We start from the raw sequence: 18630 nt of genomic DNA, 5'->3' as shown, positions 1-18630 counted from the left end.
CGTGTTTAGCCCTGGTCGGATTGCTTACATTTAGCGCATTTGCCCATAATCGACCGGCTCAGCGGTACCCAGCCAGATCTGTGTTTGACTGGGCTGCGTGTGGGCAATCACTTTGCCCTGCCGGATGACATATTGCGCGGGGACTTGTCTTCGTAAGGCATCAAATCCGCTGGTTGCCGGCAGAATAACCAGGTTTGCGGCGTTGCCCGGCGCCAGTCCGTAGCCTTCAAGGCCCAGCGTGATGGCGGCGTTACGCGTCACCAGGTCAAGCCCCTGTTCAAGTTGTTCGTACCCCATCATTTGGGTGGCATGCATGCCCATGTGCAGTACCTGAAGCAAGTTGGCCGTGCCCAGCGGGTACCAGGGGTCGAACACGTCGTCATGCCCGAAGCACATGTTCAGACCATGGGACATGAGTTCGTCGACGCGCGTCAGCCCCCGCCGTTTTGGATAGGTGTCGAATCGGCCTTGCAAATGGATGTTTACCAGCGGGTTTGAGACAAAATTGATTTTTGACAGGGCTAGCAGACGCATCAGGCGTGAGGTGTAGGCGCCGTTGTAGCTGTGCATGGCCGTGGTGTGGCTGGCCGTGACGCGGGCCCCCAGACCTTCACGATGAGCGAGCATGGCCAGGGTTTCAAGAAACCGCGACTGCTCGTCGTCCGTTTCGTCGCAATGAACGTCGACCGGCCGGTCGTAGCGACAGGCCAGCGCCACCGCCTTGTGCAGGGACTCGACACCATATTCGCGTGTGAATTCGAAGTGGGGGATTGCGCCGACGACGTCTGCGCCCAATTTCAGGGCCTCCTCGAGCAACGCCTCACCATTGGGGTAAGACAATATTCCTTCTTGCGGGAAGGCGACGATTTGCAGGTCGAGCCATGGGGCGATTTCGCTGCGAACCTCGAGCATGGCCTTAAGGGCAGTGAGCGTGGGGTCGGAGACGTCGACGTGCGTTCGGACATGCAAGATGCCGTTTGCGATCTGCCATTTGAGGGTGTGCCAGGCGCGTTGCTTGACGTCGTCGATGGTGAGCTGCGCTTTGCGTTCTGCCCAGCAGGCAATGCCCTCAAATAACGTACCCGACTGATTCCATCGGGGCTGGCCTGCCGTTTGCGTGGCATCAAGATGGATATGCGGCTCGACGTAAGGTGGAATAACCAGTGCGCCTTTGGCGTCGATACAAGTCGCGTCGAGCTGCTCGGCAATGGCGGGTAACGGTTCTTGCTTGGCGCGGCTGGCCGGGGTCACGGTTTGTATGACCCCATGAGCCAGCTCGATATCCCACAAGCCATTTTGGCCATACAGTTGCGCGTTGGAAACCTTCATGGATTTGTCCTTGGGGTGGGCACACCGGCGCGTACGGGTAGAAGCAATTCAAGTGTATGCGCGTATTTATGTCGTTGCGCACGGGCGATCAGGCTCTAAGTGTTTACCCTTAAATTCTTGAAAAATAAAGAATACGACGGTTTTCTTACTCGTATTTGACGTTTATCAAACGTCACGTCCGGTTACTATCCTGCAATCTTTTTAACATCATGTCGCTTTAACTGGCACGGAACAACATCATGGCAAGCAGCAAGGCAAAGCATAGCAAAAAGGTCAATGTCGGCACAGGTTGGTTCAGTCGCCAAAGCTTAGCGTTTCGGGTTGTGTTCTCGGCGCTGTTGTCCACGTTGGCGGTCATGGCTATTGTGGCTGCGGTGGTGGGCTGGCAAAGTCAGAACAATGCCCGAGCTGCTGTTCAAAGCGAAATGGAATCCGCACTCAGCGCTGTCGATCAGTCTTTGCAACTGGTGTTCCGTTCTGCCTCGCGTCGCGCGTCTGATCTGATGCCTACATTTATTGATGCGTTGGGTGGCGAGCCGACGCTCGGAGACTCAGACGCGTTCACGGGCGAAATCGGTTACGCGCCTCGTATCATGGCCGGTGGTATCACGGTTAACGGCGATACGGCGGTGCTTGAAGAAATCAACCGCATGACAGGGGCTGACCCGGCCATTATCGTAAAAGTGGGCGACAAATGGGCTCGCGCGGCCACACTGCTGAAAGACGACAACGGCCAGCCGCGTATTGGTAGCGTTATTCCCGCCGATGATTTTCTGGTGCGCACCCTGAGCGAAGGCCAGGACTATACCGGTCTGGTCCAGCGCAATGGCCAGTGGTACGCCATAGCCATCCGTTCATTGGTAACTGCCGACGGTAAAGTTTTTGGTGGTCTCACGGTACGTGTCAATGTCGATGCCGACGTCCAGAATCTGCTGGCCTGGGTGGCCACGCAAAAAGTGGCAGATTTCGGTTCGGTTGCCATCCTTGAAAAGTCGGGTGACGGTGGCAAGTGGCACTATGTGGCCGGGGGCGGGGCAATGGCCGGTGCCGATCTGGCATCGCGCTATCCAGCCGACGACGAGGTCGAACTCAACAAGTATTTCGCCCAGCCTCAAGGCTTTTCACGCGTTGCCCTGCAAATGGATGGTGGCGAAGCGCTGATGGCATGGCAATCGGTCGAGAACTGGAACTGGTTGTTGTTTGCCAAGGGCGAAAGCGAACTATTTATGGCCGCCAGCCGCGAAGACCTGAAATTGCAGATGGTCATTATGCTGGTTGGAGCGCTGTTGATTGCGTTGCTGGTGGGTTGGCGCGCCGCGGTCACCTTGCGCCCTGTACGTCAAATGATTGTCGCCATGCAGCGGGTGGGGCAGGGCGACCTAAGCGCCGAATTGCCGCCTGTGCCAGCACGTTCCAAAAGCGAGGTACATGCGCTGTTCGACAGCCTGAAGCAGATGCAAAATGCCCTGAGTAGCACGGTGTTGGCGGTTCGCCAGAGCGTCGAAGAAATCAGTGTGGGTGCGGCGCAGATTTCTAGTGGCAATACCGATCTGAGCAGTCGTACCGAGCAGCAGGCTGCATCGTTGCAAGAAACGGCCGCCAGCATGGAGCAGCTGGCGTCTACCGTCAAGCAAAATGCCGATAACGCCGTCCAGGCCAATCAATTGGCGCGTACCGCGTCTGACGTGGCGTTGCAAGGTGGTGAAGTGGTGGGCCAGGTTGTGACGACCATGGACGATATCTCGGCCAGCTCCGGCAAGATTTCCGACATCGTGACCGTAATCGAAGGCATTGCGTTCCAGACCAATATTCTGGCTTTGAATGCGGCGGTCGAGGCCGCTCGTGCGGGCGAGCAGGGTAAGGGGTTTGCGGTGGTGGCGGGCGAAGTGCGCAGCCTGGCGTTGCGTAGTGCCGAGGCGGCCAAAGAGATCAAGAACCTTATTACTGATTCGGTAGGCCGAGTGCAGGCCGGTTCGTTGCAGGTCAAAAAGGCTGGCGAGACCATGAACAACATCGTGACCTCGGTCAAGCGTGTAACCGACATCATGGCCGAAATTTCTTCGGCCTCCAACGAGCAGTCCAGCGGTATCGAGCAAATTAATATGGCCGTTGTGCAAATGGACGACGTGACGCAGCAGAATGCCGCTTTGGTTCAAGAAGCTGCGTCGGCTGCCGCTTCGCTCGAAACCCAGGTGCAGCACTTGGCGCAGGCGGTGGCGGTGTTTAAACTTAAACGCGATGCCGTCATCGATTCGGCAGCTCGTGTCATCGATATGTCGCAACACGCTAATGAGCCTACACCCCGACTCGCAGGGTAAAGTTCTGGTTACGGCCGTTGTTCTTGCCGCCGGCCTAGGTCGGCGTATGGGCGCAAGCAATAAGCTGTTGTTACCGTACCAGGGGCAGCCCATGCTGCGGCACATCGTTAATCAGGCCTTGGCTTCGTTGTGTCATCGTGTGGTTGTTGTCCTGGGGCATCAGTCCGATGTCGTACGCCAGGCCCTGGTCGGCTTGCCTGTCGATTTTGCCGATAACCCGCATTTTTCCGAAGGGCTGGCTGCTTCCGTCAGGGTGGCCGCCCACATGACGCCTCTCGATTCGCCCATACTGATCATGCTGGGCGATATGCCGCAGGTCGATACCGGGGTCATCAACGCGCTGGTTAAAGCTTACGATGCAGCTGCCGGGCTAGACCCGTCGTTGGCCGCGACGCAGTTTTTTCAGCCTGTTTTCGAAGGTCAGCCGGGCAACCCGGTATTGTGGGGGGCGTCCTGGCGTTTCGCTTTGCAGGCGGTGCAGGGCGACGAGGGCGCCCGCCGGGTCATCAAGGCTAATTTGCCTGCCCGTGTGCTGGTGGCCGTCGATCATGCCGGCGTCTTGCGCGATGTTGATCAGCCTGACGACCTTGCGCCCATGGGGATGTCGCCTTTGCTGTAGCGTCATGGGTATACAGTGTAGAATTTCACCTTTTACAGCTTTGTTTCGGGCAACCATTCAATGACCACAATTCTTCAAAACGTTCCGGTCGGCCAGAAGGTCGGCATTGCTTTTTCGGGTGGCCTGGACACCAGCGCTGCACTGTTGTGGATGCGTGAAAAAGGCGCAATCCCCTATGCGTATACGGCCAATCTGGGTCAGCCCGACGAGCCTGATTACGATGCCATTCCCAAGCGCGCGCTTGAATACGGCGCCGAGAAAGCGCGCCTGATCGATTGCCGTCCGCAACTGGTGGCCGAAGGCATTGCCGCCTTGCAAAGCGGCGCCTTTCACGTAACGACAGCGGGTGTTACGTATTTCAATACGACGCCTATTGGTCGTGCGGTTACTGGCACTATGCTGGTTGCAGCCATGAAAGAAGATGACGTCAATATCTGGGGTGATGGCAGTACCTACAAGGGTAACGACATCGAGCGCTTTTATCGCTACGGCCTGTTGACCAACCCCGAGCTCAAAATTTACAAGCCCTGGCTCGACCAGATGTTCATCGACGAGCTGGGCGGTCGTGCCGAAATGTCCGAGTACATGCGTCAGCATGGCTTCGACTACAAAATGTCAGCCGAGAAAGCGTATTCCACCGATTCCAACATGTTGGGCGCTACTCACGAAGCCAAAGACCTCGAGCACCTGAATTCGGGTATCAAGATCGTTCAACCCATCATGGGTGTGGCGTTCTGGCGCGACGACGTCCAGGTCAAGGCCGAAGAAGTGACGGTGCGCTTTGAAGAAGGTCAGCCTGTTGCGCTTAATGGCAAAACCTTTGGCAACACGGTCGAACTGCTGATGGAAGCTAACGCGATTGGCGGCCGTCATGGCCTGGGCATGAGCGACCAGATCGAAAACCGAATTATCGAAGCCAAGAGCCGCGGGATCTACGAGGCGCCGGGTCTGGCTCTGTTGTTCATTGCCTACGAGCGCCTGGTCACGGGTATTCACAACGAAGACACCATCGAGCAATACCGTGAAAACGGTCGCAAATTGGGGCGCCTGTTGTATCAGGGCCGCTGGTTCGACCCGCAAGCCATTATGCTGCGCGAAGCCGCCCAGCGCTGGGTTGCCGCAGCAGTGACAGGCGAGGTCACGCTTGAGCTGCGCCGGGGTAACGATTATTCCATTCTGAACACAACGTCGCCCAATCTGACGTATCACCCCGAACGTCTCACCATGGAAAAAGGCGAATCCGTATTCTCCCCGCGTGATCGCATTGGTCAGCTCACCATGCGTAACCTCGATATCGTCGATACGCGCGACAAGTTGCGCACGTATACGCAGGTCGGGTTGTTGTCGTCCTCGAAAGGCGATGGCGTCCCTGTTTTGCAAGACGCAACAAAAAAATAAGGGTATCGCCGGGCTTCGCCCCGGAAGTATCGTTTTACTAAACTGATATCGTCGTAAAAAAGCCCGGGGTGTTAACACCCCGGGCTTTTTTGCGAGCCTTGATTTTGGGTTGGGTTCAGGCGACCTTGCCCAACAGCAAAAACTCCATGAGCGCTTTTTGTACATGCATGCGGTTTTCGGCTTCATCCCAGACAACGCTTTGCGGGCCGTCGATGACTTCGGCGGTGACTTCTTCGCCCCGGTGAGCGGGCAGGCAATGCATGAAAATAGCCTTGGGGTCCGCCACCGACATCATGTCGGTGTCGACACACCAATCGGCAAATGCTTTGCGACGTACATCGTTTTCGTCTTCATAGCCCATGCTTGTCCAGACATCGGTGGTGACAAGGTGTGCCCCCCGGCAGGCATCGATGGGGTCGCTAAAGACCTTTAAGGTATGCGCGGGCGGGCTGCCAATACGTTTTGGCTCGAGCTCGTAACCCTTGGGCGTTGAAACATGCAGGGTGAACCCGAGCAGTTCTGCCGCTTGCAGCCATGTATACGACATGTTGTTGGCATCGCCGATCCAGGCGACAGTTTTACCGCGTATGGGGCCCAGGTGTTCGATAAAGGTGAGGATGTCGGCCAGAATCTGGCAGGGGTGAAATTCGTTGGTCAGGCCGTTGATGACCGGCACCCGCGAATGTGCGGCAAAGCGTTCGATACGGGTTTGTTCGAAGGTGCGAATCATGACCACGTCGACCATGCGAGAGACAACGCGGGCGGTGTCTTCGATGGGCTCGGAGCGACCCAGTTGCGAGTCGCCTGTGGTGAGGTGAATGACTGAGCCGCCGAGCTGGTACATGCCGGCTTCAAACGAAACGCGTGTGCGGGTGCTGGCTTTCTCGAAAACCATCGCCAACGTGCGGTCGTGCAAGGTGTGATGCGGCTGATAACGCTTGAATTTATCTTTTATAAGGCGAGCGCGGTCGAGCACGTATTCGATTTCGTCGGGCGTGAAGTCTTTGAACTGCAGGAAGTGGCGTAAAGGGCCGGCTTGCGTCGTTGCATTGGACGTTACGTTGGACATCGTGAACCTTGATGAGAGTACGGATTTAAGCTGTCTATCATAAACAATTTTCGCGCCCTGATGCGTGGTGTTTACGGCCGCCTCTGAGCGGCCGGTGTGCGCTGCGGCAACCTGCTTAAAGCGGTACAATGATGGGGTAAATAATCTTTTGTCAGAATCGTGCAGCAGCTAATTATTTTTGGCATTACCGAAACCGGCCAACGGTTTCGTCCCAGCGACTGGGCCGAGCGCCTTGCCGGGGTCATGTCGCAGTTTCGTCCGCCCGGTATGCGGGGTGATCGGCTTACCTATTCGCCGTACGTGGTACCCACGTATATCGATGGGGTAAGGTGTGTCGTTGTCGACCACCGGCTCCGAGATCTCGAACCGCTGGCCTGGGCTTTTGTTTGTGATTTTGCCAAAAGCAACCAGCTAAAAACCCAAGAGCGGCAAGCACCGCCCGAACGCCCGGACTAGCCGGGCTTTTTTACGACCCTTTGGCTCGATTGCGTTGTGACCGAAGCTGATGGAGAGTCGAGCGTTTGGGGGGCTAGCAAATAACAGCGCCAGCGGTATAGGCAAGCAGCGGCGACAAGTGGTTGAAAAATTGTCGCCAAATTGGCGTAAATAAAACAGGCAAAAAAACAGGGCGCCCTAGGCGCCCCGATTTTTATTGCTGGCAGCAATACGCTACCCCGGCAATTTTGCCAATTAAACCACTGCAGAAATTAAATTGCTTTGACAGCAGCGGCAAGACGGCTTTTATGACGAGCAGCCTTGTTCTTGTGAATGATGTTTTTGTCGGCAACGCGGTCGATGATGCTGGATGTTTTGCGCAGCACTTCGGTGGCGGCAGCTTTATCGCCGGCTTCGATAGCCTGACGAACGCGCTTGATGGACGTGCGCAACATAGAGCGCAGGCTGGAATTGTGTTTATTGAGCGCAACCGATTGGCGGGCGCGTTTGCGAGCTTGTGCGGTGTTAGCCATAGTGATATTTATTTTACAGTGTAATGCCGCCAAAGGTCTGGGTGGTACACCCACCCAACACTTATCGCAGCTGTTTAATTAGCAAAGACCAAGATTCTATCTTACAGGGCCTTTTTTGTAAAGTGCCGTGGGCGAAATCCACATACAAACAACGTTGCGAAGTATGCGGCCCCCGCTACGGCTAGTACAGCGCCTAGCCACAAGACCCGCAGGTAGGCACGGCCGGGTGCGATCCAGTCGATGTGCTGGTTGGCCAGCACTAATACTAACCCCAATGCCAGAAGCGCTGGTATAACGCGCACAAAAAATTTTAACCAGCCAGGCCCGGGTTGATAAACCCCCTTGCGGCGCAGTAACACCAGGAGCAAAAGGCCATTGACCGTGGCGCCTAACCCGATGGACAGCGCCAGACCCGCATGCGCAAATAAAGGCACAAAAGCAAGATTGAACAGTTGGGTCAGAACCAACACCAAAATGGCAATTTTGACCGGCGTTTTAATGTCTTGTTTGGCGTAAAAGCCGGGGGCAAGAATTTTGATGGATAGCAAACCCAACAGCCCAACCGAATAAGCCATGACGGCAAGGCGCGTTTGCGCTACGTCGCCGGCCGTGAAAGCACCATAATGAAACAGGGTAGCGACCAGACCCTCTGCCAGCAGCGCCATGCCCAAGGCAGCGGGCAGGCCTAGCAAAATAACCAGTCGCAGGCCCCAGTCTAGCAAGTTGCTGTAGTCATTGCCATTTTTGGCGGCATGCGCTGCCGACAGGCTAGGCAGCAATACTGTACCCAGTGCAATCCCCAGCAGTGCGGTCGGGAACTCCATGAGGCGGTCGGCAAATGAAAGCCAGGTGACACTGCCCGAGGTTAGCCAGGTTGCGATATTCGTATTGATCAGTAGTGAAATCTGGGCGACTGAAACCCCCAGAATGGCCGGCAGCATTTGCCGCATGATGCGTCTTACGGTTGGGTCTTGCGCCGCCGTGCGCAATTTGAGAGAGAACCGAGGCGTTAGCCCCAGTCTGGCCAATGCAACCCACTGCACGGTCAGTTGGGCAACACCGCCTGCCATGACGCCGACGGCCAGCGCATAAATGGGGGTTTCAAACAAGGGCACCAGAAACACGCTGGCCAGAATCATGGCGACGTTCAGCAGTACCGGTGTAAATGCCGGAACGGCGAAGCGGCGCCACGTATTCAAGACCCCCGACGCAAATGCCACGAGCGACATGCAGATAATGTAGGGGAACATCAGCCGGGTCATCCAGACGGCGGCTTCGAATTCGGCTTGCTTTGAGGCGACTCGCATGCCGCTTGCCATGGCGCTGACGACCCACGGCGTGGCCAACATCCCTAGGAGTGTCACCAGCATGAGCGCTGCCGTAAGCAACAGGGCAACCCTGTCAAGCAACTGGCGGACGGTGTCGGGAGGGTGATTGTTCTTGGCCTCGCCTAGAATGGGTACAAAGGCCTGTGCGAACGCGCCTTCAGCAAACAGGCGACGTAACAGATTGGGAATGCGGAACGCCACCCAGAAGGCGTCGGTCAGTGGGCCGGCGCCAAATGAGCTGGCAATAAAAATATCGCGAACCAGACCAGTGATTCGCGATAGCAGGGTAAAGCTGCTGACGGTTGCGGCTGACCGTATCAGGCTCATGAGGATGATGTGTACATGTAATGCTTTGGCCCAAAAACCAGGGCCAAAGCATGTAATCAGCCCTTGAGGGCGCTATTGATACGACTACGAATTTCGTCGACGCTGCCGACGCCCGAAATTTGACGGAACTTTGGCGCCTTTGCGTCGCCGGTTTCTGCCCAACGGGAATAGTAGTCAACCAAGGGTCGGGTCTGATCTTGATAAACCGACAGGCGGTGACGTACCGTTTCTTCGCGGTCATCATCACGCTGGACCAAAGGTTCGCCGGTCACGTCGTCGGTGTCGGGCGCTTTGGGTGGGTTGAAAACGACGTGGTAACTGCGGCCGCTGGCAGGATGGACGCGTCGGCCGCTCATGCGTTCGATGATGTTTTCATCAGGTACGACCATTTCGACAACGTAGTCCAGACGCACGTCGGCGTCTTTCAGGGCGTCGGCCTGTGGAATAGTGCGAGGGAAGCCGTCGAAAAGATAGCCGTTTTCGCAGTCGGCTTGTTTCAGGCGGTCGCGCACCAGCCCAATGATGATGTCATCAGAAACCAGCCCGCCGGCATCCATGATTTTTTTGGCTTCGAGGCCCAAGGGAGTTTGTGCTTTGACGGCGGCGCGCAACATATCACCAGTAGAAATTTGGGGAATGCCAAATTGTTCGGTGATGAACGCAGCCTGCGTGCCTTTGCCAGCACCGGGGGGACCGAGCAAAATCAGTCGCATGAAAGAACCTCCAAGTAACTTTTGAACTTAATTTTTGTATTGCGGCGACGCAGCAATTATTGCGTCGAGTGGATCATTTTGCAGACGATTTATAACCGATTTGCAAAAATGCCGCGCACACGATCTAAATCGGCCTGGGTATCAACACCAGCGGCAGGGTAGCCGTCGGTGACCAAAACCGTAATGGCATAGCCGTTTTCAAGGGCCCGAAGCTGCTCAAGAGACTCGAACGTTTCGAGGGGACCAACGGGTAAACCGGGAAACTGCTTTAAAAAACTGACTTTATACGCGTAAAGTCCGATATGGTGCAATGCGGGAATTCCGGGGGCCAGGCGACGTTGACCGTCGGCCAGCGCGTCGCGAGCCCATGGAATGGGCGCTCGCGAGAAATACAGCGCCTTGCCGTCGTGGGTGCAGACCACTTTGACTGCATTCGGGTTGAATAGCGTTTCGCTGTCATTGATGGGCGTGGCGCAGGTGGCGATGGCGGCTTCCGGACTGGCCTTCAGACATGCCGCGACGGCGTTTATCAGCGCCGGGTCGATAAGAGGTTCATCGCCTTGGACATTGACAACGATGGCCTCGTCATCGAGCCCGAGTTGCGTGACGACTTCGGCCAACCTGTCGGTACCGGTTGCGTGATCGGCCCGGGTGAGCAGGGCGGTAAACCCGTGCGCCTGGACAGCATCTGAAATGGCTGGTGCGTCGGTGGCGACAACCACCTGAACAGCGTCAGACTGTGCCGCTTGCTCGGCCGTGCGCACCACCATAGGTTTGCCGCACAGGTCGAGCAATGGTTTGCCCGGCAGACGTGTTGACGCGGCTCGGGCAGGAATGACGGCAATGAAGCTCACGCGGCGGCGTCCGGAGGCGGTGTTTCGGTGGTCGTCAGCGGCCGGGCTTCGTTTTCGAGCATGACCGGTATCCCATCGCGAACCGGGAAGGCTAGCTTGTCGGCCTTGCAGATGAGTTCGTGATTTTGAGCGTCGTGCTGCAAAGGGCCTTTGCAAACAGGGCACACCAGAATTTCAAGCAGATGCGAGTCCATGGGGCAGTGTCGTTAGGTTGGGGAGCGTGATTGTAATTGCCGGTACAGGTGTTCGACCCATTGGTCATCAGAAAACCTGGGGCTGACCTGTACAGACCACAAACGGGCGTCGGTGGTGGGTAGACATTTGACGGCGTCCTTGTCGGTCACCAGTATAAGCGTAGTGTCGAGCTTGTCAAAAGGCGGGTTTTTGTAGGTATCGTGGTCCGGCAGGGCAAGGGTGGCATCCAGCGTGACGCCCAGACGGCGCAGCATGCCAAAAAAACGCTCGGGCTGGCCGATGGCCGCGACGGCACCGATGCGCGCGCTGGCAAATTGTTGGCGCCAGCGTGCCCATGCGATCACTTCGCCGGTTTGCAGATGGGTACATGACACCGGCTGCAGCTGCATGCGTAATTGCGGCACATGCGAAGGCATGCCGGGCAAAGGCTTGTGGCGATGGGGGTTGGTCACAGCTTCGCGAGTATCGGCGGCGGTGGCATTGGTGATGATCAGGTCGACCGTGTTGAGCCGACTGCGGGGCTCACGCAGAGGGCCGGCGGGCAGCAGACGGCCATTGCCCAGACCCCTCGCGTCTTGCACGACCACTTCTATGTCGCGCGCAAGGGCAAGGTGCTGAAGACCATCGTCGGAAATCACGATGTTTACTTCAGGCCACTGGCTATGCAGCGCATGCAGGGCGAGCGCCCGCTTTGGGTGCACGGCGACGGGCGCGCCTGTGGCCGACGCAATCAGGCTGGGCTCATCGCCGAACTGGGCGGGGTCGAGCGGGGCGACTCCGGTGCGCGCCTCGGCGCCGGCCGACTGGGCGCCATAGCCCCGACTGATGACCCCGGGGCGTAGACCCAGGGCCTGCAGGCCTTTAACCAGGGCGATGACTACCGGCGTTTTGCCCGTGCCGCCCACGACCAGGTTGCCCACCACAATGACGGGTAAGTGCGTCGGGCGGGCAGGGGGCTGTTTTTGCCAGCGCCGACGCTTAAGCGTGACAAACAGCCACACCAGCCAAGACAGCGGCAACAGCAGGGTACTGATCAGGCCGGGTGTTTGCCAGATGTCATGGACGCGCTCGACCAGGCGTTGGCGAAAGCTCACGGCGTGCCTTGTTGGTTGTCGTGCATGTCAGGGGCCTTGCGTAGCGAAACTGACCTGGCGTATGCCGGCCAGACGAGCCGCTTCCATGACACGGATCACGGCCTGGTGGGGTGCCTGGGCATCGGCATTAATAAGCAGCAGTGGCTCGGCTTGCTCTGTGGTGGCATTTTGCAGGTTTGCGACCAGATTCTGAAGATTGGTACCGTCGAGAAGATCTTTGCCCAGCGCAACCATGCCGTCCTGACTGATGGCAATGACAAGCGGCTCGGCAGTAATGGCTTGGGCCGAGGCTTGAGGCAAGTTGATGTTCAATTGCTGGAAGCGCTGAAACGACGTGGTGGCTGCCAGAAAAATAAGGATCACCAGCAGGATGTCGATGAGTGGAATCAGATTGATTTCAGGCTCATCATGGGCCAGACGTTGGCGGAAGTTCATTCGCCGTCACCTTTTTTGCGCTCTTGCTGCAAAATGCGGTCCAGCGTAGCGGCCTGATGTTCGATGATGTGCAGGAAGTGTTCGACCCGGCTTTTGAAGTAGCGGTGGAAGATCAGTGCCGGAACAGCGATGATAATGCCGAAGCCGGTGTTGTACAGCGCGACCGAAATGCCGCGCGCCAGTTGCGCCGGGTCGCCGCCGGCGGGGGTGTACGATGCAAAAATCTCGATCATCCCGACGACCGTGCCAAATAGTCCCAACAAGGGGGAAACTACCGATACCGTGGCCAAACTGGGGACATACCGGTTAAGCCGATAAGCGACATCTTTACCTACGTCTTCGATGGCCGCTATGCGATAGGCGGTATCGTGTTGGCGTACGGCGATCACTTCGGCAAACACGCGGCCCAGGGGCGAGCTGCTGGCGAGTTTCTCTAGAGCGGCACCCGAAGGCGCTGTTTGCCGCATGAGTTCGGTGACGCGATCGAGCAGGCGAGGTGGGGTAATGTTTTTTGAACGCAGTGCCAGGAAACGTTCGATGACCAGTGCCAGCCCGATAACTGACGTTGCAATGAGCAACCAGATAGGCCAGCCGGCGTCATGAATGATTTGCAGCAAAACAGGTCTCCGGGTAGGTGTTGGAGGCGATGAGCGCCACCAGGGTCTGCCGACGCCAAGCGTTGAGCTCGTGTCGTGGCTTTGACGTTGCGGGCCATTTTACGATTGATTACGTCACCCGCAAACCCGCGTTGTCTGAACATCGCCAGCGCTGGGGGATTGGAACGGTTGGCGGCTTTCAAAAGGCCGAATTACGGTGTTTTTATGCGCCAAATGGCGTAAATAAAGGCTTACCGAAAGGTATCCACAGAATCTGTGGATAATTATGTGCAAAACTGTCGTGAAGCCATTGTTTTACGGGCGCTCAAGGTTCGTTGATCAATTTGAGCCCATTTTTTACAACTTTAAATAGTTGTTTAAAAACAATTGGTTGTGTTTTTTTCTTAATGTTTTGGAATAACAGGTGCCCTGATTGGCTTGATCTGTAGTCAATTTGACAAAGTAAAAAAAGCTGTGGACAGGTTGGCTTCGAAAGCGCCCGAAAATAGGCGTAAAGCAGGGTTTTCCCTGTCGCGGCGGGAGCTTATCGGTACATGGTTTGGCCGAACAGCCTATAGCGCCAAAAATTTTGTCCGGTTGGGTATACTGGCGGCCCATGTCAAGGCAGCCCCCTTACCGACGTCCCATGACGACAAACCCTTCCTTTTCGACCGATTTGCCCGCCGCTGGCGCCGACACAGTGCTGACCGTGGCGCAGCTGAATCGGCAGGTGGGTAATCTGCTCGAGGGCAGTTTTTCGCGTATCTGGGTGCGGGGCGAAGTGTCAAACTTCACCCAGGCGGCTTCCGGGCACTGGTATTTCACGATCAAAGATGAACGCGCTTCAGTGCGTGCTGTCATGTTTCGCGGGCGGGCTCAGGCTGTTTCATTCGTGCCGAAGGCCGGAGAGCGATTCGAGTTTCGGGCCACGGTCACGTTGTATGAACCTCGGGGTGATTATCAACTGCAAGTTGAAACCCTGCGTCGTGCCGGCCAGGGCGACCTGCATGAAGCCTTTATACGTCTGAAAGAAAAGCTGACGGCTGAAGGGCTCTTTGATCCCTCGCGCAAGCGTGCTCTGGCAACCATGCCGCGCGCTGTGGGTGTCATTACGTCACTGGCGGCGGCGGCGCTACATGATGTGCTGACGGCAATGGCTCGTCGCGCACCTCATGTGCCGGTGATCGTCTACCCAGCACCCGTTCAGGGTGAAGGCGCGGCAGCCCAATTGCGGCAAGCCTTGCATGCAGCTATCGATCGCAATGAGGTCGACACCTTGTTGCTGGTGCGGGGCGGTGGCAGCCTCGAAGATCTATGGAGCTTCAATGATGAAGCGCTTGCCAGGGCGGTTGCAGCCAGTCCGATACCTGTCATTTGTGGCGTGGGGCACGAAACCGATTTCACCATTTGCGATTTTGTGGCCGATTTAAGAGCGCCGACACCTACTGCGGCCGCCGAGTTGTCTTGTGTTGCCCGTCAGGAATGCCTGGATCAGGTCGAAGATCTGGTCGTCGCGCTAGCGCGCCAGCAACGACGTATCCTCGAGCGGGCGGCGCTTCGCCTCGACAGGGCGATGGCACAACTGGTTTCGCCTCAGCAAAGGCTGGCCCAACAGCGTCGGCAGATCAGTACGTTGCAGCAGCAACTCTGGCGGGCCGTCTGCCGGCATAGCGAGCTTGAAGGCGCCCGGCTGAATTTGTTAAAAACAAGGTTGGGCGCGGCACTGCCGCCAGTTGCCCGACGCCGCCGCGAGCTCGACGCACTTCAGCGGCGTCTGCTTGCCGCAGGGGCTCGTCAGTTACGTGCTCCGCAGGCGAGGCTCGATGCGGCAGCCCTGACTTTGCAGGCGCTCAGCCCCCGAAAAATTCTTGCTCGTGGCTACGCGCTGGTGCGTGACCCGCGCGGGGAGCTGGTTAAAAATGCGTTAGACTTGTCGGCAGGAGACCGACTTACCCTAGAGCTGAGCCAGGGTAGCGCCGATGTCGAAGTTTTGAAAACGACAGGTTTGTTGTAGCCCCGCAGGTTCCGGTGGCCTGTCGATCGATTTTGCATTTCTCATTGTTGCCCAACGGCTTTTTGGCCAAGGGTTCTTTTTATAAGGATATCGAAAATGGCTTTTACGCTTCCTGAACTGCCCTACGCAATGGATGCCCTGGCACCTACCATTTCCAAAGAAACTCTCGAATTCCACTACGGCAAGCATCATCAGGCTTACGTCACCAACCTGAACAATCTGGTTGCCGGTACCGAATTCGAATCCGCTTCGCTCGAAGAAATCGTCAAGAAATCGTCGGGTGGTGTATTCAACAACGCAGCCCAAGTCTGGAACCACACTTTCTACTGGAACAGCATGTCGCCCAACGGCGGCGGCGAGCCCACCGGCAAACTGGCTGACGCCATCAATGCCAAATGGGGTAGCGTGGCTGCATTCAAAGAAGCCTTCAATAAATCGGCCGCAGGTAACTTTGGCTCGGGCTGGACTTGGCTGGTTAAAAAGGCCGACGGTTCGCTCGATATCGTCAACACCAGCAACGCCGCCACACCGCTCACAACGTCTGACGTCGCTTTGCTGACCTGTGACGTCTGGGAGCATGCTTACTACATCGATTACCGCAACGCTCGTCCTAAGTACCTCGAAAGCTTCTGGAGCCTGGTCAACTGGGATTTTGCAGCAAAAAATCTGGGTTAATATCCCGCGCATTATTTTGTTTTTCAACCAGATCCCTGCGGCGCGGTGCGCTGCGGGGGTTTGTCTTTAAAAGCCTTTAGGTTTCCATCATGACAACACACGCTTTCATTTGCGATGCAATTCGCACTCCGTTTGGCCGTTATGGCGGCGCGCTGTCCTCGGTTCGTACCGACGACCTGGCTGCCATCCCCATCAAGGCGCTCATGGAGCGCAACCCCAATGTAGATTGGTCGCGCGTAGATGACGTAGTGTTCGGGTGCGCCAACCAGGCGGGTGAAGACAATCGCAACGTGGCCCGTATGGCTTCGTTGCTGGCTGGTTTGCCCCACACCGTACCAGGCTCCACGATTAATCGACTGTGTGGTTCGAGCCTCGATTCCTTAGGTACGGTGGCCCGTGGCATTCGTTCGGGTGATGTCAGCCTGATGATCGCTGGCGGCGTCGAAAGCATGAGCCGCGCACCCTTCGTTATGGGCAAGGCCGAAACCGCCTTTTCGCGCAGTGCGTCCATTTACGACACCACCATTGGCTGGCGCTTCGTCAATAAATTGATGAAAGCACAGTATGGTGTTGACTCCATGCCCGAAACGGCTGAAAACGTGGCCGATCAGTTCAAAGTGTCGCGCGAAGATCAAGACTTGTTCGCACTGGCCAGCCAAACCAAGTGTGCCGAAGCGCAAAAGAACGGTATTTTCAAAGACGAAATTACTGCTGTCACTATTCCTCAGCGTAAGGGCGACCCGGTAGTAGTCGATACCGACGAGCACCCACGCGCAACCACACTCGAAGCCCTGGCGCGTCTGAAGCCTGTTGTGCGCCCCGACGGCACAGTAACCGCCGGCAACGCCTCTGGCGTCAACGACGGCGCATGTGCGCTTATCGTGGCCTCCGAAGAAGCCGCGCGCGCTAATGGTCTGACTCCGCGTGCCCGTATCGTTGCCATGGCCGCAGCGGGTGTCGAACCCCGCATTATGGGTATTGGTCCTGCGCCTGCTTCCGAAAAAGTACTGAAACTAGCTGGCCTGACAATCGACCAGATCGATGTGATCGAGCTGAACGAAGCTTTTGCCTCACAAGGTCTGGCGACGCTGCGCCTGTTGGGTGTTGCCGACAATGACCCGCGCGTCAACCCCTACGGTGGTGCGATTGCCTTGGGGCACCCCTTGGGCGCCAGCGGTGCTCGTATGGCAACTACGGCAACCTACCATCTGCATCGCACCGGCGGCCGCTACGCGCTGTGCACCATGTGCATTGGCGTGGGTCAGGGTATTGCCGTCATTCTCGAGCGCGTATAAGGCGGGCGGCGGGCCGGCCATCGCGTGTTGCCGGCTTATCGTTAGCTTGTAGTGTCGTTCAAACCGAAGGGGTGGGCTCAACAGAGCTCGCCCCTTTCGATTTTTTGGGTGCTGAAGGCTGCACTTCAGTCGGGTAAGCCCGACAGCTGATCACCTGTGCCGATGTGATTCTGACGGAACCAGCCTTGTGCCATTTCTAGCGCGTAGGCGATGTCGCCGGGCGGGCAATGCGCTGTTTCGTCAAGCGGCCGCATGTCGGTAATTCGTGTAATGACGCCCTTGCTGTCGATAAAGGCAATAGACAGCGGCAAGAACGTGTTCTTCATCCAGAAACACTGAAAGGTGGGTGGGTTGAAGACAAACAGCATGCCATGGTTTGGCGGCAGGGTGGGTCGGTGCATCAGCCCTTTGCTAAGCGCTTCGGGGGTGGCGGCGACCTCGGCTGTAATGGTCGCGCTTTTGATGGTTAACTCGCGGACCGGTAATAAGGTTTGAGCGTGTGCGCTGAGGGTGCACAACGCCAGTATCAGGCCCAATGTGGTGTTACGTAACAACATGATGTGTGGTCCGGCAAATAAAAACGGGGCACGCGGCCCCGAATGAAGTGGTGTTCTTGAGTATTATTATTCTTGTATTTTGACTTCTTGTTAAGGTGTCAGGAGGCGGCCGTAATGTTAAGCGCCTGTTTTCCCTTGGGGCCCTGCGCAATTTCAAATGCGACTTTCTGACCTTCTTTGAGGGTCTTGAAACCGTTCATCTGGATGGACGAAAAATGTGCGAAAAGGTCTTCGCCCCCATTGTCGGGGGTAATAAAACCAAACCCTTTGGCATCGTTGAACCATTTTACGGTTCCGGTGAGCTTTTGGGTGTCCCCTGTTGCGGTGGTGCTAGATTCGGACATACGTACTGCCTCTCTCGACTATAGTGTTGGGTTGAAACCAGGCGTACCATTTTTGCGGTAGCCTGTTAGTTCCGGCAGAAGCCCGGTCCCCCCGACCTTTTCCGGAACACGTCGATAATGCTTAATGTTGCTTGCCATAGTCAACTATGGAAATTACTTAGATTTGAAATGAATCATGGCAATTAATACCGATATTCAGCGCGACACCGCGCTGGATCGCCAAAAAGAACAGCTCAAACCGCCGCCCATGTACCAGGTGGTGTTGCTCAATGACGATTACACCCCCATGGAGTTCGTCGTTGCGGTCTTGCAGCGGGTGTTTGGCAAAAACGAAGACGAAGCGTCGCGTATCATGTTGAAAGTGCACCACGAAGGCAGGGGGGTGTGTGGCGTGTATACACGCGATATTGCTGCAACACGGGTCGAAATGGTCAAGCAGTTGGCCCGCGCACGGCAGCATCCGTTGCAGTGCATTATGGAACCCGCGCCCGAGGCCTGAGGC

General features: G+C 56.6%; 20 protein-coding genes. 8 read left to right on the top strand and 12 right to left on the bottom strand.

The genetic code is table 11. From position 1 onward, the window contains the following. Positions 1 to 30: 30 nt before the first annotated feature. Complete coding sequence (gene codA / locus PuT2_RS12265; protein WP_093971274.1) at positions 31 to 1329, bottom strand: cytosine deaminase; 1299 nt, start codon at positions 1327 to 1329, stop codon at positions 31 to 33. A 239-nt stretch (positions 1330 to 1568) separates the two neighbouring features. Here codA and PuT2_RS16170 point away from each other — a divergent pair, with 239 nt between their 5' ends. From PuT2_RS16170 to argG, 3 genes are read left to right on the top strand one after another with little or no spacing between them, the layout of a single operon-like run. Next, positions 1569 to 3647, top strand: a complete 2079-nt coding sequence (locus PuT2_RS16170) for a methyl-accepting chemotaxis protein (protein ID WP_199722889.1) — start codon at positions 1569 to 1571, stop codon at positions 3645 to 3647. Then, entirely contained in the window at positions 3619 to 4266 is a 648-nt protein-coding gene (locus tag PuT2_RS12255) for an NTP transferase domain-containing protein (RefSeq protein ID WP_158214043.1), read from the top strand. The genes PuT2_RS16170 and PuT2_RS12255 overlap by 29 nt, the downstream gene beginning before the upstream one ends. 60 nt (positions 4267 to 4326) lie before the next feature. Beyond that, entirely contained in the window at positions 4327 to 5664 is a 1338-nt protein-coding gene (gene argG, locus PuT2_RS12250) for an argininosuccinate synthase (RefSeq protein ID WP_093971272.1), read from the top strand. Positions 5665 to 5779: 115 nt separating this feature from the next. Here the strand turns inward: argG and argF are convergent, their stop codons facing one another. After that, positions 5780 to 6733: an ornithine carbamoyltransferase gene (argF, locus tag PuT2_RS12245; protein WP_093971271.1), complete on the bottom strand. Its 954-nt coding sequence runs from the start codon at positions 6731 to 6733 to the stop codon at positions 5780 to 5782. Positions 6734 to 6889: 156 nt separating this feature from the next. On the opposite strand from argF, the gene PuT2_RS12240 reads away from it, so the two are divergent. Then, the gene (locus PuT2_RS12240) at positions 6890 to 7189 is read left to right on the top strand and encodes a DUF3579 domain-containing protein (RefSeq protein ID WP_093971270.1); all 300 of its coding nucleotides are present in this window, start codon (positions 6890 to 6892) and stop codon (positions 7187 to 7189) included. A gap of 251 nt (positions 7190 to 7440) precedes the next feature. On the opposite strand, the gene rpsT is transcribed toward PuT2_RS12240, so the two are convergent. The 8 genes from rpsT to PuT2_RS12200 form a co-directional block, all read right to left on the bottom strand. Continuing rightward, on the bottom strand, positions 7441 to 7701 hold the full coding sequence (rpsT, locus tag PuT2_RS12235; RefSeq protein WP_093971269.1) for a 30S ribosomal protein S20: 261 nt from the start codon (positions 7699 to 7701) through the stop codon (positions 7441 to 7443). A gap of 101 nt (positions 7702 to 7802) precedes the next feature. Then, complete coding sequence (gene murJ, locus PuT2_RS12230; RefSeq protein WP_093971268.1) at positions 7803 to 9356, bottom strand: murein biosynthesis integral membrane protein MurJ; 1554 nt, start codon at positions 9354 to 9356, stop codon at positions 7803 to 7805. Between the two features lie 56 nt (positions 9357 to 9412). After that, positions 9413 to 10069, bottom strand: a complete 657-nt coding sequence (adk, locus tag PuT2_RS12225; RefSeq protein WP_093971267.1) for an adenylate kinase — start codon at positions 10067 to 10069, stop codon at positions 9413 to 9415. Positions 10070 to 10158: 89 nt separating this feature from the next. Next, positions 10159 to 10923, bottom strand: a complete 765-nt coding sequence (kdsB, locus tag PuT2_RS12220) for a 3-deoxy-manno-octulosonate cytidylyltransferase (protein WP_093971266.1) — start codon at positions 10921 to 10923, stop codon at positions 10159 to 10161. Then, positions 10920 to 11117 (bottom strand): Trm112 family protein, encoded by a 198-nt coding sequence (locus PuT2_RS12215; protein WP_093971265.1) that lies wholly within the window; start codon positions 11115 to 11117, stop codon positions 10920 to 10922. Before PuT2_RS12215 ends, kdsB begins: the two co-directional genes overlap by 4 nt. A gap of 12 nt (positions 11118 to 11129) precedes the next feature. Beyond that, complete coding sequence (gene lpxK / locus PuT2_RS12210) at positions 11130 to 12212, bottom strand: tetraacyldisaccharide 4'-kinase (protein WP_254047001.1); 1083 nt, start codon at positions 12210 to 12212, stop codon at positions 11130 to 11132. Between the two features lie 27 nt (positions 12213 to 12239). After that, positions 12240 to 12647, bottom strand: a complete 408-nt coding sequence (locus PuT2_RS12205) for a biopolymer transporter ExbD (RefSeq protein ID WP_093971264.1) — start codon at positions 12645 to 12647, stop codon at positions 12240 to 12242. After that, a complete protein-coding gene (locus PuT2_RS12200) occupies positions 12644 to 13264 on the bottom strand; it encodes a MotA/TolQ/ExbB proton channel family protein (RefSeq protein ID WP_093971263.1) in 621 nt (206 codons plus the stop codon). The genes PuT2_RS12205 and PuT2_RS12200 overlap by 4 nt, the downstream gene beginning before the upstream one ends. 625 nt (positions 13265 to 13889) lie before the next feature. Between PuT2_RS12200 and xseA the strand changes: the two genes are divergently transcribed. The 3 genes from xseA (at position 13890) to pcaF (ending at position 17227) form a co-directional block, all read left to right on the top strand. Further along, on the top strand, positions 13890 to 15257 hold the full coding sequence (xseA, locus tag PuT2_RS12190; protein ID WP_093971261.1) for an exodeoxyribonuclease VII large subunit: 1368 nt from the start codon (positions 13890 to 13892) through the stop codon (positions 15255 to 15257). 96 nt (positions 15258 to 15353) lie between these two features. Beyond that, complete coding sequence (sodB, locus tag PuT2_RS12185) at positions 15354 to 15932, top strand: superoxide dismutase [Fe] (RefSeq protein ID WP_093971260.1); 579 nt, start codon at positions 15354 to 15356, stop codon at positions 15930 to 15932. A gap of 89 nt (positions 15933 to 16021) precedes the next feature. Beyond that, positions 16022 to 17227, top strand: a complete 1206-nt coding sequence (gene pcaF / locus PuT2_RS12180; protein WP_093971259.1) for a 3-oxoadipyl-CoA thiolase — start codon at positions 16022 to 16024, stop codon at positions 17225 to 17227. A gap of 125 nt (positions 17228 to 17352) precedes the next feature. Here the strand turns inward: pcaF and PuT2_RS12175 are convergent, their stop codons facing one another. Beyond that, positions 17353 to 17784 (bottom strand): DUF192 domain-containing protein, encoded by a 432-nt coding sequence (locus PuT2_RS12175; protein ID WP_093971258.1) that lies wholly within the window; start codon positions 17782 to 17784, stop codon positions 17353 to 17355. A gap of 98 nt (positions 17785 to 17882) precedes the next feature. Then, positions 17883 to 18128 carry a cold-shock protein gene (locus PuT2_RS12170; protein ID WP_093971257.1) on the bottom strand — a complete coding sequence of 82 codons (246 nt, stop codon included), beginning with the start codon at positions 18126 to 18128 and terminating at the stop codon, positions 17883 to 17885. 175 nt (positions 18129 to 18303) lie between these two features. Between PuT2_RS12170 and clpS the strand changes: the two genes are divergently transcribed. Beyond that, on the top strand, positions 18304 to 18627 hold the full coding sequence (clpS, locus tag PuT2_RS12165; RefSeq protein WP_093971256.1) for an ATP-dependent Clp protease adapter ClpS: 324 nt from the start codon (positions 18304 to 18306) through the stop codon (positions 18625 to 18627). The last annotated feature ends 3 nt before the right edge of the window (positions 18628 to 18630 follow it).

This window comes from Pusillimonas sp. T2 (assembly GCF_002236805.1).
Lineage (GTDB): Bacteria > Pseudomonadota > Gammaproteobacteria > Burkholderiales > Burkholderiaceae_B > Neopusillimonas.
Note: the sequence above shows the minus strand (reverse complement) of the source record. Positions and strands in the feature narration are given on the sequence as shown.

What these genes read in the sequence shown, in the direction of transcription:
- codA (WP_093971274.1), bottom strand. Translation starts at nt 1,329, where the DNA reads ATGAAGGTTTCCAACGCGCAACTGTATGGCCAAAATGGCTTGTGGGAT.
- PuT2_RS16170 (WP_199722889.1), top strand. Translation starts at nt 1,569, where the DNA reads ATGGCAAGCAGCAAGGCAAAGCATAGCAAAAAGGTCAATGTCGGCACA.
- PuT2_RS12255 (WP_158214043.1), top strand. Translation starts at nt 3,619, where the DNA reads ATGAGCCTACACCCCGACTCGCAGGGTAAAGTTCTGGTTACGGCCGTT.
- argG (WP_093971272.1), top strand. Translation starts at nt 4,327, where the DNA reads ATGACCACAATTCTTCAAAACGTTCCGGTCGGCCAGAAGGTCGGCATT.
- argF (WP_093971271.1), bottom strand. Translation starts at nt 6,733, where the DNA reads ATGTCCAACGTAACGTCCAATGCAACGACGCAAGCCGGCCCTTTACGC.
- rpsT (WP_093971269.1), bottom strand. Translation starts at nt 7,701, where the DNA reads ATGGCTAACACCGCACAAGCTCGCAAACGCGCCCGCCAATCGGTTGCG.
- murJ (WP_093971268.1), bottom strand. Translation starts at nt 9,356, where the DNA reads ATGAGCCTGATACGGTCAGCCGCAACCGTCAGCAGCTTTACCCTGCTA.
- adk (WP_093971267.1), bottom strand. Translation starts at nt 10,069, where the DNA reads ATGCGACTGATTTTGCTCGGTCCCCCCGGTGCTGGCAAAGGCACGCAG.
- PuT2_RS12215 (WP_093971265.1), bottom strand. Translation starts at nt 11,117, where the DNA reads ATGGACTCGCATCTGCTTGAAATTCTGGTGTGCCCTGTTTGCAAAGGC.
- PuT2_RS12205 (WP_093971264.1), bottom strand. Translation starts at nt 12,647, where the DNA reads ATGAACTTCCGCCAACGTCTGGCCCATGATGAGCCTGAAATCAATCTG.
- xseA (WP_093971261.1), top strand. Translation starts at nt 13,890, where the DNA reads ATGACGACAAACCCTTCCTTTTCGACCGATTTGCCCGCCGCTGGCGCC.
- sodB (WP_093971260.1), top strand. Translation starts at nt 15,354, where the DNA reads ATGGCTTTTACGCTTCCTGAACTGCCCTACGCAATGGATGCCCTGGCA.
- pcaF (WP_093971259.1), top strand. Translation starts at nt 16,022, where the DNA reads ATGACAACACACGCTTTCATTTGCGATGCAATTCGCACTCCGTTTGGC.
- PuT2_RS12175 (WP_093971258.1), bottom strand. Translation starts at nt 17,784, where the DNA reads ATGTTGTTACGTAACACCACATTGGGCCTGATACTGGCGTTGTGCACC.
- PuT2_RS12170 (WP_093971257.1), bottom strand. Translation starts at nt 18,128, where the DNA reads ATGTCCGAATCTAGCACCACCGCAACAGGGGACACCCAAAAGCTCACC.
- clpS (WP_093971256.1), top strand. Translation starts at nt 18,304, where the DNA reads ATGGCAATTAATACCGATATTCAGCGCGACACCGCGCTGGATCGCCAA.